Raw genomic sequence first — 10,780 nt, 5'->3', positions numbered from 1 at the left:
CCGCCCAGCGCACCGCTCGGGCCCGGCCGACCGGGGCACGCGAAGGGCGGGCACTGTTGACGGCGGTGGCGCCGATCGGCGAGATGGTCTTCGGGCTGCCCGACGCCAGCCTGCGTCCGTTCGTCGACAGGTACGTGGGCTACCGGGAGCGGGCGGACGTGCCGCTGGTCCGTCGGCAGTCGGCGGGCGTCTTCGTGGTGCTGATACTGGGTTGGGGTGCTCCGCTGGACGTGACCGACCCGCGTAGCGCTCAGCGTGGCGTCACCGCTGTCGACTCGTTCGTGGCCGGCACCTTCGACAGTTGGTGCACCACGCGCACCGTGGGCGTGGGGGAGGGCGTCGAGTTGCTGCTCGCCCCCCTGGCCGCCCGCCGGCTTCTCGGTCTGCCCCTGGGTGAGCTGACCAATCGGGCCGTCGGCGTCGGGCAGCTCCCGGGCCGTTGGCTGGATCGGCTGCGCGACCGGCTCGCCGAGGCCACCGGCTGGTCGGAGCGGTTCGACCTCCTCGACCGGGTGCTCGCCGCCCGGCTGGCGGCGTCCCCACCGGTGGACCCGCGGCTCGACTGGGCGTGGCGGTGGCTGGCCGCCAGCGATGGGCGGGGGAGCGTCGGTGTGCTCGCCGACGAGTTGGGCTGGAGCCGCCGGCACCTCGCAAACCGGTTCCGGCAGGAGGTCGGCCTGCCGCCCAAGATGGCTGCCCGGCTGCTGCGTTTCCAGCAGGCTCATGACGCGTCGACCCAGGCGGGCGGGGCCGGGCGGGGGGTCGACTGGGCCGCCGTGGCGGCCGGCTGCGGCTACTACGACCAGTCCCACCTGATTCGGGACTTCCACGAGTTCGCGGGGGCCACGCCGGCCGCGCTGCTCTCCGGCCGCTGACGGCCGCCGGCCGACCGGACCCGGTTCGGCGACCCGCCGAGGTCACATTCGTCCAATCCGGAGCCGCGCCACCGGCCGCAGAATGGGGTCATGCGAACCATCTATCCGATCTTCCGTTATCCCGATCCCCGCGCCGCGATCGACTGGCTCGGTGCCGCCTTCGGTTTCCGGGTGCACGCCGTGCACGAGGCGCCGGACGGTGCGGTCGCGCACGCCGAGCTGGTCCTCGACACCGGCATGATCATGCTGGGTGGTCGGGCCGACGCCCCGCCCCGGCCGGCCGACGACGACTGGTCGGTCTACGTGGCCGTGCCGGACGTCGACGCCCACTGCGCCCGGGCCCGCGCGGCCGGCGCCGAGATCATCCGCGAGCCGTTCGACACCGACTACGGCTCCCGTGACTACGCGGCCCGCGATCTGGCCGGTTACGTCTGGTCCTTCGGCACCTACCGACCCTGAGTCCGGCCACGCCGATCGGGGATGGTCGGCCCACCGGGATCAGCCTTCGCGACCCGCAACCGCGCTGACCTGCGGAAACGATCTGCTCCGGCGAGCCGGTCCGGCCAGCGGTGTCGAATACCCTGATTGCGGTGCGCGAGCGAGCTATTGCACTGGGTGATCGTCCTGCGTAGTCTCCCTCGGTGGGGAGGCCGGGATGCCGCTGCCAACAAGTCCTGTCATTCGACGAGCACGTCTCGGCGCAGAGCTGCGCCAACTTCGTCGGCGCGAGTCGCTGACCCTGGAGCAGGTCTGCGACCGGCTGGGCTGGGCCTCGACGTCGAAGCTGTCCCGCATCGAGCTGGGGCAGAGTCGCCCGGACCTCGCCGACGTGCTCGACCTGCTGGACGTCTACAAGGTGCCCACGCCCGCCCGGGAGGCGCTGATCGTCATCGCCCGGGACGCGGCGACCAGTCGAGGCTGGTGGAAGACGCTGGGCGAGATGAGCGAACGGCAGCGCACCTACGCCGAGTTGGAGGCGGGCGCCGCCGACATCGTCGAGTACCAGCCGTCGGTGGTGCCGGGGCTGCTCCAGACGCCCGCGTACGCCCGGGTGCTGGTCAGCGCCGGCGTCCAGCTCACGCCGGACGTCGATGTGGAGGCCGAGGTGCGCGCGCGGGCACTGCGGCAGGAGGTGCTTCGGCGGGCGTACCCACCGCGCTACACGGCGGTGCTCGCCGAGGCCGTCTGCGACCCGGGTGACCTGCCGGTGGCGGTCTGGCGTGAACAGCTGCGTCACCTGGTCGCCGTGACCGGCCTGTCCCACGTGACGGTGCGGTTGTTGCCACGCGGAGCGGCCGGTGGCGGGCTGCATCCGCTCACACCGTATTCCTGCTACGCCTTTCCCGACCCGGCGGACCCGCGCACGGTCATGCTCGAGGCGTTGACCACCGACGTCCGGTTGGCCACCGTGCTCGACGTCGACCGCTACGAGCGGATGACCGCGGCGCTGCTGGCCGCGGCGCTGTCACCGGAGGAGACGGTCACCGCGCTGGCCCGTCGCGTCGGCGAGTGAGTGTTGACCGGTGCCGACGGTGACGCGCCGCGCGGCCACCGGGCCCGGCGCCCCCGAGCCCGTCGGGACCGGCAGCCGGCGCGTGCGCCCGGCACGATAACCGCGGGGTACGACAGCTCGGCTCAGGCCGGTACGTCGAGGAAGTGTTCGACAATGGGCGGTCCCGCGAAGTGCGGCCCGATCAGCGCCCGCCACGCGTCGAACCGTTCGGTGGCCCGGAAGTTGTTCTCGTGCGCCTCGACCGAGTCCCATTCGACGAGCAGCACGAACCGGGTCGGTGACTCGATTCCTCGGGTCATCCGCACGGACCGGCAGCCGGTCGCTCCGGCGAGCACCGGGTGACCCTCGGCGTACGCGGCGGCGAACGCGTCCTCGTGTCCGGGTAGTACGTCGATCAACGCGACCTCAAGCACCATGTCGGACAGCCTCCCACGGCGGTCGGGGCGGTCGGTGTCGCGGGTCCGTGCCGGACCACTGCCTGGACTCCGCCTCGGCCCGACAGAGGGCGTTGACACGGACCCTAGGGTGGCCTCGTGATCATCGATTGGCTCACCGGCACCGCGTTTCGGGTGGCCGGGACGGGCACCACCTGGGCGGAGCTGCTGGGGTTCGGGACCGGTGTGCTCAACGTGTGGTTGGTGGCCCGGCAGAAGATCGCCAACTGGCCGATCGGCATCGCCAACGTGCTGCTGCTCATGCTGCTGTTCTGGACCGCCGGGCTGTACGCCGACGCGGGGCTCCAGGTCGTCTACGTCGCGCTCGGCTGCTACGGCTGGTGGCACTGGCTGTTCGGGGGCGAGCGGCGCACCCGGCTCACGGTCAGCCGGACGGGGCGGCGGGAGTGGCTGGGGCTGGCCGCCGCCGGGCTGCTGCTCACCGGCGCGCTCTGGGTCCTGCTGGACCGGGCCACCGACTCGACTGTGCCGCTGCCGGACGCGTTGACCACGGCGCTGTCCCTGCTGGCCACGTACGGGCAGACCCGAAAGCGGGTGGAGAGTTGGTGGCTCTGGATCGCCGCCGACCTGATCTACATCCCGCTGTACGCGTACAAGGGGCTGCACCTGACGGCCGTGCTCTACCTGGTCTTCCTCGCCCTGTGCGTGCTCGGGTTGCGGGCCTGGCGCGCCGATCTGCGTCGGGCCGACCGGCCGAGCGCGGTCCCGCCGGGCCCGGCCCCGGTCACCGCGTGAGCCCCGCGACATCCGGCCGGCCGCCGGCACCACGCGGGCCGGCGCGTCGGTCCGCCGCCGAGTTCGGGCACGGGATGGTGGTGGGCAAGTTCTATCCGCCGCACGCCGGGCACCACGCGCTGATCCGGGCCGCCGCCGCCCGCTGCGCCGAGGTGACCGTCGTCGTGGCGCCCTCGCGTCGGGAGTCCATTCCGCTTCCGCTGCGCCTCGACTGGCTGCGCGAGGTGCACGCGGACACGCCGTGGGTCCGTGTCGTCGGCCGGTACGACGACCACCCGGTGGACTACGCCGATCCGGCGGTCTGGGACGCGCACTGCGCGGTGTTCCGCGAGGCGGTCGGGTCGGTGTCGGTGGACGCGGTCTTCTCCTCCGAGGCGTACGGCGTCGAGCTGGCGCGCCGCTTCCATGCCGTACCCGTGTCGGTTGATCCGGACCGGCGGACCGTGCCGGTGTCCGGGACGGCAGTGCGCGCGGACCCGGCGGGTCACTGGCGGTGGCTGAGCCCGCCGGTGCGGGCGTGGTTCGCCCGCCGGGTGGTGGTGGTCGGGGCCGAGTCGACCGGGACCACGACGATGGCGGCGGCGCTCGCCGGGCACTACGGCACGTCCTGGGTGCCGGAGTACGGCCGGGAGTTGACCGCTCGCAAGCTGGCCGGGTTGCGGGAACGGGCGCCGGAGGCGACCGTCTTCGACGTTGCCTGGGATCGGGACGACTTCCGCGCGGTGGTGCGCGAGCAGCAGGCCGCCGAGGACGCGGCGGCCCGGACGAGCGGGCCGCTGCTGGTCTGCGACACCGACGCGCGCGCGACGGCGGTGTGGGAGGAGCGCTACCTGGGCAGCGCGTCCGAGGAGGTGCGGGCGGCGGCCCGCCGGCCGGCGCTGTATCTGCTGACGGATCACCGGGGGGTGCCGTTCACCGATGACGGGCTGCGCGACGGTGAGCACCTGCGGGCCTGGATGACCGAGCGTTTTCGGGCCGAGCTGGCCGGGTGCGGGGTGCCGGTGGTGGAGTTGACCGGGCCGCACGCCGATCGGTTGGCCGCGGCGGTGCGGGCCTGCGACGACCTGCTCGCTGCCGGCTGGTCGCTCGCCGACCCGATCGCCGCACCCGACGTGCACTAGCCTCCTAGGAAGCCCTAGCGGGTGTGCGGTGGGACGCATCGAGTGGTGTCCGGCGCCACCGGGTGCCCGGGGTGTGATCACGGGGCGTGGTGGGCAACAATGGTCATTGAGGAGGGGAGTATTCCCCCGCAACGGAGTCGTCAGCACGGTCGATCGCCGGAACCACGGTGCCCGACCCGGCCCCGTAGGTCGCCGGCCCCAGGGGCGGCGGCGGAAGAGACCTCCGACAGTCACCAGAGTGAGCGACAGCGGCACGCCGGCTCCCGCAGGGGCGTACGGTGTGCCCGACGCCGCGTGTCTGCCGGAGGAATGAACGTTGGACGTGTCCGGATTGGTGTGGGCGGGGACGCTTGTCGCACTGACTGCGGTCCTGCTCGTCGACCTGTTGATCATCGGTCGGCGCCCGCACGAGCCGAGTGTGCGGGAGTCGAGCCTCTGGGTCGCCTTCTACGTCGGCCTCGCCCTGCTCTTCGGTGCGGGTGTCTGGCTGACCTCAGGGGCCAGCGCGGCCGGCCAGTTCTACACCGGCTGGCTCACCGAGTACAGCCTCTCGGTGGACAATCTCTTCGTCTTCGTGATCATCATGGCGCGCTTCGGGGTGCCTCGGCAGTACCAGCAGAAGGTGCTGCTCGTCGGCATCGTGCTGGCGCTGGTGATGCGCGGCGGGTTCATCGCCGCGGGTGCGGCGCTGATCACGCAGTTCTCCTGGGTCTTCTACATCTTCGGCGCGTTCCTGATCTACACCGCGGTGAACCTGGCCCGGCAGGGTGAGCCGGACGAGGACGAGTTCTCCGAGAACGTGCTGATCCGGTGGAGCCGCAAGGCGTTGCCGATCTCGAAGGACTACGACGGCGCGAAGCTGACCACCCAGGTGGCCGGCAAGCGGCTGTTCACCCCGATGCTGATCGTGATGATCGCGATCGGCACCACCGACCTGATCTTCGCGTTGGACTCGATCCCAGCGATCTTCGGCATCACCCAGGAGCCGTACCTGGTCTTCACCGCGAACGTCTTCGCGCTGATGGGCCTCCGGCAGCTCTACTTCCTGCTCGGTGGCCTGCTGGACCGGCTGATCTACCTGAGCTACGGCCTGGCCGTCGTGCTCGGGTTCATCGGGGTCAAGCTGGTGCTGGAGGCACTGGCCGACAACAACCTGCCGTTCATCAACGGTGGCGAGCACGTCGGCTGGGCGCCGCACATCCCGATCTGGTTGTCGCTGCTGGTCATCATCGGCACCCTGGGCATCGCCACCGCCGCCAGCCTGGTGAAGTCCTCCCGGGACCGGCGTCGCGAGTTGGCCGACGCCCGACACTGACCGGTCACCGGCCGGGTGCGGACAGGCGCCCGGCCGGTGTCGGAAGTGCTGGCCGGCCTGCGCCGGGCCCAGACGCCTGGACTCCGGCTCGGGTCGACAGAGACCCGCCCTAGACCCGGTGCGCGCCCACCAGTGTGGCGGTCCGGTCTGCCGGCAGTTCCTCTTCGATGACCCGCCGCCGCCGGTAGCAGGCGTGCAGCATCCGGCGCTGGCCGCCGTCGCTCGGAGCGGCGGTGACGATGCCGATGTGGTGGATCTTGCGGCCCGGTCGGGCGAAGAAGTAGAGATCACCGGGGCGTTCCGCGCCCAACGACAGTGGGGTGGTGGCCACGGCCTGATCGTCGGCGTCGCGGGGCAGCAGCACCCCGAACCGCCGCCAGGCCAGATGCACCAGCCCTGAGCAGTCGATGCCGTGCGCGGAGAGACCGCCCCAGATGTAGACCACGTCCAGCAGGCGCTGTGCCACCGCGAGCGCCTGCGCGGCGGCCGGCGACGCGACCGCCGACGACACCAGGTGGCGGTCGGGCAGCCAGAGCGGAGTGGCCCGACCGGGGACGTGCACCGGCCGCCAGTCGTCGAGCGCGGGGCCGGCCGGGACGAGCCGGGTGCCGACGACGACGCCGGGCAGCACCACCGGCCCGTTCGGGGCGGCGTGCAGCCCGGTGACCGTGGCGTCCACCACCAGCGGGTGGTCGACGCCGGTGTGGGTCGGGTCGAGAACGGCCAACTGCTCGGCGGGAAGCCAACCCGGGTAGCCGCGGGGATCCAGCTTGGCGGCTGGTTGTTCGACGGCGACGACCCGGGCCCAGCCGTCCGGGCGTACCTCACTGACGAGGACCCGTTCGCCGAGCAGGAGTTGGCTCAGCACGCAGTCGCCGACCTGCTGGTCGGTGTCCATCCCGGAGACCCAGGTCGGGATGTCGGCGCCGGCGGTCAGCGCCGGACGGTCGACCGGGCGGACGGCCTCGGGGGAGGTCCACAGCGTCGCCACGGCGACCCGGACGACGGCCTCGCGGCCCGGTTGCAGCTCCACGTCAACCCCCAGATCGTGTCGGCTGTCCAGGGGAACCCTATGAAAGAAACCGACAGCCATCAACCATGGGCCTGCACTTTTGCTTCAGCGAGGCCGGAGATGCCCAGGCCAGGGGCATCCGGCAGCACCACCGTCGCCCCGTCGTAGCGAATGCCGCCCTGCACCGGTGACCAGGCCAGCCACCAGGCGGCGTCCAGGTCGGGGACCGCTGTGGTGCCGTACGCGGCGACCAGGCTCGCGGCCGCCCCGATGCCGACCTGGCTCTCCATCATCGAGCCGACCACAGTGCCGAGGCCGTGCGCGGAGGCCAGGTCGAGGAGGGTGCGGGCCGGGTGCAGTCCACCGCACTTGGCCAGTTTGACGTTGACCAGGTCGGCGGCCCGGCGACGGATCACCTCCACCAGGTCACGCACCCCGAAGACCGCCTCGTCGGCCAGGATCGGCACGGACACCCGGTCGCTGACCCAGGCCAGCCCGTCCAGGTCCCAGCGGGCCACCGGCTGCTCGACCAACTCCACGTCGAGCCCGGCGTCCTCGATGCCGCGGATCACCCGGACCGCCTCCCGGGGCGTCCAGCCCTGGTTGGCGTCGAGCCGGATCCGGGTGCCGGGGCCGACGGCCGCCCGGACCGCGCGTACCCGGTCCAGGTCACCGGCCGCGTCGGTGCCGACCTTCAACTTGAGCACGCCGAAGCCGTCGGCCTGGCGCTGCCGTGCCGCGGTCGCCAGGTCCACCGCGTCGCCTGCCGCCAGCGTGACGTCCGTCGGGACCCGCAGCGTGGTGCCCCCGAGCAACCGCACCAGGGGTACGCCCAGTCGCCGCGCGGCGAGGTCGTGCAGGGCGACGTCCACCGCCGCCTTCGCGGCCTCGTTGCCGACCACGGCGCGCTGCACCTCGGCGCACCGGGTCACCAGGTCGTCCGGGTCACGGCCGATCAGCCGTGGGCCGAGCAGCTCGCGGACGCACGCCTGCGCGCCGGCGACCGACGCGCCGGTGACCTGCCAGACCTGCGGCGCCTCACCGAAGCCGGACCGGCCGTCGCTGTCGACGAGTTCGACGACCAGGGTGTCCACTGTGGTGGTGCGACGTAGCGCGGTGACGAACGGAGTGTGTAAGGGGGCGGAAACCCGGTGGGTGCGTACCGCCGAGATCGTCATGTCAGGCACCCTATACGGAGGTTCACCTTCGGAGGGGAGACCGCATGACCGAGCAGGGCTGGGAGCTGGTGGGTGCGCCGAACGCGCGTGACCTGGGCGGGCTCGTCGGCGCGGACGGGCGGAGGGTCCGGGTCGGCCAGTTGATCCGCACTCCGGCGCTGGGTCGGCTGACCGACGAGGACCTGCCGGTGCTGGCGAAGCTGGGGCCCGCGTGCGTGGTGGATCTGCGCGACGCCTCGGAGATCGCGGTCGCGCCGGAGGACCGGTTCGCCGGTGAGCCACGGGTGGTGCGCCTGCCGGTGCACGACGCGGAGCACCCCGTCTTCACGTACGTCTCGGCGGTGCTGCTCGGACACGACCTGAACGCGTACGCCGAGCTGGCCCGGCAGGGCACGGCGGGGGCGATGTCGGCGATCTACCGCTGGTTCGTCACCGGTGAGTCGGCGCGGGTCGGTTTCGCCGAGGCGGTGCGGCTGGCGTCCCGCCCGGAAAATCTGCCGCTGCTCTACCACTGCTCCGCCGGCAAGGACCGCACCGGTTGGCTGACCGTCATCCTGTTGACGGCGCTCGGGGTGGACGAGTCGGCCGTTCGCGCCGACTACCTGCGCAACAACGAGCTGACCGACAGCCTGCGGGCGGTGATCGTCGAGGCGATGCGTCGGCGAAATCCCGAGCTGGACGTCGACGCGGTGGTGCCGGTGCTGGAGGTCCGCGCCGAGTATCTCGACGCCGGTTACGCCGAGGTGCGTCGGGTGCACGGCTCGTTCGACGCGTACCTGCGCGACGGGCTGGGGCTCACCGACTCCGACCTCAGGGCGTTGCGGGCGCAGTTGCTGGAGTGACCGGTGCGTCGGTGGGTGTGCCGGTGCGGGCGGCGCAGCCGGTGACGATCAGTGCCTGGCCGGCGGCGTAGGTCGCCATGACCAGCACCGGCGCGCCGGGTGGTTGGGCCACCTCGGCCACCCCGGCGGCGATCAGCAGGTCGGAGCCGAGGAAGAGCGCGGCGCCGACACCGACCCGCCAGCCCTGGGTGGCGGCGGTGCTGGCCATGGCGGCCAGCGCGATCGCGTAGCCGGCCACCGGTACGGCCAGCCCGGCATCGGAGAGCCCGGCCCACATCCAGGTCAGCGCGATGACGGTCAGCGCCGCGTACCCCAGGGGGACGGCGGCCAGCGGCGTACGGCGCAGCGCGGTCGCGGCGCCGCGTCGGGTGAAGGCCGCGAGGTAGCAGAGGTGCGTGCCGAGGAAGCAGGCCATGCCGGCGAGGAACCAGCCGGTTCCGTCGATCATCAGGGCGATGTCGCCGCCGGTGGCGAAGGCCAGCGCGGCGAGCAGCAGCCGGTCCGGTCGGGCCGCGCGTTCGGCGCTGACCCGCCAGAGGTACGCGGCCAGCAGCGGCATCAGCAGCGGCTTGGTGAGCAGGAAGGCCAGGCCGCCGCCGGTGGCGTTGGCCAGCAGGTTCGCGGCCGTCACGACGAGGAAGGCGATCAGCACGGTGCGACTGCGGGGCATCGGCGGCTCCGGGGTGGGGGTGCGAGCAGCGTAGCCGCAGTCGGCGGTGCTGGCATCACCGCCGAGGCTGTGGGGTCAGAGGTGGTGGCGGGCGGCCCAGACCTGCGCCGAGATGTGCGCGAGCAGCAGGCAGGCGTCGTCCTCCACCTGGTCGTCGCCGTCGGCCAGGTCGGTGGTGGTGCAGACGGCGATGAGGTAGGGCGGGGCGTCGTCGGGCAGCACCACGCCGGCGGCGTGGCGGACGCCGCGTACCCAACCGTTCTTGTGCGCGATGCGGGTGTTAGTGGGCAGGCCGGCGGCGAGGTCCTCGCGGTGTTCCTGGGCGAGCAGGACGTCCAGCATGGTGGCGCAGGCCGCCGGTGAGGCGAGTGGGCCGGGGGTGTCGGCCCCGGTGGCCAGTGCGCCGAGCAGGGCGGCCAGGTCGGCGGCGGTGACCGTGTTGGTGATGCCGGCCTCGCGGGCGGCGAAGTCCTCGATGCCGCGGCCGGTGACGCTGTTGCGGGCACCGGCGAGCGCCCAGACCTCGGCCACCGCGGGTAGCCCGACGTGGCCGAGGACGAGGTTGGTGGCGAGGTTGCTGGATCGCACGATCATGCGGTCGGCCAGCCAGCGCAGCGTCGCGGTGCCGCCGACACGGTCCCAGACCGCGTCGTCGTTGTCGTAGGGCTGCGCGTTGGCGAAGCGGGGTGCGCCGGGCTGGGCGGAGGCGAAGTCGTTGACGACCGGGACCGGGGCGTCCAGGTCCAGGGTTCCGGCCTCGGCGGCGCGGTGCAGCGCGGCGAGCACCGCCACCTTCATGGTGCTCGCGGCGTAGTGGCCGGCGTCCGCGTGGCGGGTCCAGGTCGGCGGCGCGTCGAGGCGCCCCACGTACGCGGAGACGGTGCCGGGCACCCCGTCCAGGTGGGCGTCGAGATCATCCCAGGTCATGCCGGTGACCGTAGCGGATCAGGTGTGGGTGGGCTCGCGTACCCGTCTGGGGGCTACGAGGCCGCCCGCGCCGCACCGGACCCCGACCGCGCCACCGCCGCAGCGGCACCCGCCTGGACGACCTCACCGTCGCCGCC

12 protein-coding genes are annotated in these 10,780 nt (G+C 72.7%); 7 read left to right on the top strand and 5 right to left on the bottom strand.

What is annotated here, in order from left to right:
- Window positions 1-83 precede the first annotated feature (83 nt).
- The 3 genes from ABZ749_RS19065 to ABZ749_RS19055 all read left to right on the top strand — a co-directional run bounded on the left by ABZ749_RS19065 (window position 84) and on the right by ABZ749_RS19055 (window position 2,388).
- A complete protein-coding gene (locus ABZ749_RS19065) occupies window positions 84-875 on the top strand; it encodes a helix-turn-helix domain-containing protein (RefSeq protein ID WP_357229513.1) in 792 nt (263 codons plus the stop codon).
- Between the two features lie 90 nt (window positions 876-965).
- Window positions 966-1,334: a VOC family protein gene (locus ABZ749_RS19060; RefSeq protein WP_357229510.1), complete on the top strand. Its 369-nt coding sequence runs from the start codon at window positions 966-968 to the stop codon at window positions 1,332-1,334.
- Window positions 1,335-1,530: 196 nt separating this feature from the next.
- Window positions 1,531-2,388, top strand: a complete 858-nt coding sequence (locus ABZ749_RS19055) for a helix-turn-helix transcriptional regulator (RefSeq protein WP_357229508.1) — start codon at window positions 1,531-1,533, stop codon at window positions 2,386-2,388.
- A 122-nt stretch (window positions 2,389-2,510) separates the two neighbouring features.
- On the opposite strand, the gene ABZ749_RS19050 is transcribed toward ABZ749_RS19055, so the two are convergent.
- Window positions 2,511-2,804 carry an antibiotic biosynthesis monooxygenase family protein gene (locus tag ABZ749_RS19050; protein ID WP_357200510.1) on the bottom strand — a complete coding sequence of 98 codons (294 nt, stop codon included), beginning with the start codon at window positions 2,802-2,804 and terminating at the stop codon, window positions 2,511-2,513.
- Window positions 2,805-2,921: 117 nt separating this feature from the next.
- Between ABZ749_RS19050 and pnuC the strand changes: the two genes are divergently transcribed.
- The 3 genes from pnuC to ABZ749_RS19035 all read left to right on the top strand — a co-directional run bounded on the left by pnuC (window position 2,922) and on the right by ABZ749_RS19035 (window position 6,014).
- Window positions 2,922-3,578: a nicotinamide riboside transporter PnuC gene (gene pnuC / locus ABZ749_RS19045; RefSeq protein WP_357229505.1), complete on the top strand. Its 657-nt coding sequence runs from the start codon at window positions 2,922-2,924 to the stop codon at window positions 3,576-3,578.
- Window positions 3,575-4,699 (top strand): AAA family ATPase, encoded by a 1,125-nt coding sequence (locus tag ABZ749_RS19040; RefSeq protein WP_357229502.1) that lies wholly within the window; start codon window positions 3,575-3,577, stop codon window positions 4,697-4,699. Before pnuC ends, ABZ749_RS19040 begins: the two co-directional genes overlap by 4 nt.
- A gap of 316 nt (window positions 4,700-5,015) precedes the next feature.
- Window positions 5,016-6,014, top strand: a complete 999-nt coding sequence (locus ABZ749_RS19035) for a TerC family protein (protein ID WP_357229499.1) — start codon at window positions 5,016-5,018, stop codon at window positions 6,012-6,014.
- 109 nt (window positions 6,015-6,123) lie between these two features.
- On the opposite strand, the gene ABZ749_RS19030 is transcribed toward ABZ749_RS19035, so the two are convergent.
- Entirely contained in the window at window positions 6,124-7,047 is a 924-nt protein-coding gene (locus ABZ749_RS19030) for an NlpC/P60 family protein (protein WP_357229496.1), read from the bottom strand.
- Window positions 7,048-7,106: 59 nt separating this feature from the next.
- Window positions 7,107-8,204: a dipeptide epimerase gene (locus ABZ749_RS19025; protein ID WP_357200521.1), complete on the bottom strand. Its 1,098-nt coding sequence runs from the start codon at window positions 8,202-8,204 to the stop codon at window positions 7,107-7,109.
- A 44-nt stretch (window positions 8,205-8,248) separates the two neighbouring features.
- On the opposite strand from ABZ749_RS19025, the gene ABZ749_RS19020 reads away from it, so the two are divergent.
- Window positions 8,249-9,046, top strand: a complete 798-nt coding sequence (locus tag ABZ749_RS19020; RefSeq protein ID WP_357229493.1) for a tyrosine-protein phosphatase — start codon at window positions 8,249-8,251, stop codon at window positions 9,044-9,046.
- Here ABZ749_RS19020 and ABZ749_RS19015 read toward each other — a convergent pair.
- A complete protein-coding gene (locus tag ABZ749_RS19015; RefSeq protein WP_357229491.1) occupies window positions 9,015-9,716 on the bottom strand; it encodes a lysoplasmalogenase in 702 nt (233 codons plus the stop codon). The genes ABZ749_RS19020 and ABZ749_RS19015 overlap by 32 nt on opposite strands.
- A 75-nt stretch (window positions 9,717-9,791) precedes the next feature.
- Entirely contained in the window at window positions 9,792-10,643 is an 852-nt protein-coding gene (locus ABZ749_RS19010; RefSeq protein WP_357229488.1) for a serine hydrolase, read from the bottom strand.
- Between the last annotated feature and the right edge of the window lie 137 nt (window positions 10,644-10,780).

It is taken from the genome of Micromonospora sp. NPDC047753, from assembly GCF_040642735.1.
Taxonomy (GTDB): domain Bacteria; phylum Actinomycetota; class Actinomycetes; order Mycobacteriales; family Micromonosporaceae; genus Micromonospora.
Note: the sequence above shows the minus strand (reverse complement) of the source record. Positions and strands in the feature narration are given on the sequence as shown.

Bases quoted from the DNA above. Each gene is read 5' to 3' on its own strand.
- ABZ749_RS19065 (WP_357229513.1), top strand. From the start codon at position 84: ATGGTCTTCGGGCTGCCCGACGCCAGCCTGCGTCCGTTCGTCGACAGG.
- ABZ749_RS19060 (WP_357229510.1), top strand. From the start codon at position 966: ATGCGAACCATCTATCCGATCTTCCGTTATCCCGATCCCCGCGCCGCG.
- ABZ749_RS19055 (WP_357229508.1), top strand. From the start codon at position 1,531: ATGCCGCTGCCAACAAGTCCTGTCATTCGACGAGCACGTCTCGGCGCA.
- ABZ749_RS19050 (WP_357200510.1), bottom strand. From the start codon at position 2,804: ATGGTGCTTGAGGTCGCGTTGATCGACGTACTACCCGGACACGAGGAC.
- ABZ749_RS19025 (WP_357200521.1), bottom strand. From the start codon at position 8,204: ATGACGATCTCGGCGGTACGCACCCACCGGGTTTCCGCCCCCTTACAC.
- ABZ749_RS19020 (WP_357229493.1), top strand. From the start codon at position 8,249: ATGACCGAGCAGGGCTGGGAGCTGGTGGGTGCGCCGAACGCGCGTGAC.
- ABZ749_RS19015 (WP_357229491.1), bottom strand. From the start codon at position 9,716: ATGCCCCGCAGTCGCACCGTGCTGATCGCCTTCCTCGTCGTGACGGCC.
- ABZ749_RS19010 (WP_357229488.1), bottom strand. From the start codon at position 10,643: ATGACCTGGGATGATCTCGACGCCCACCTGGACGGGGTGCCCGGCACC.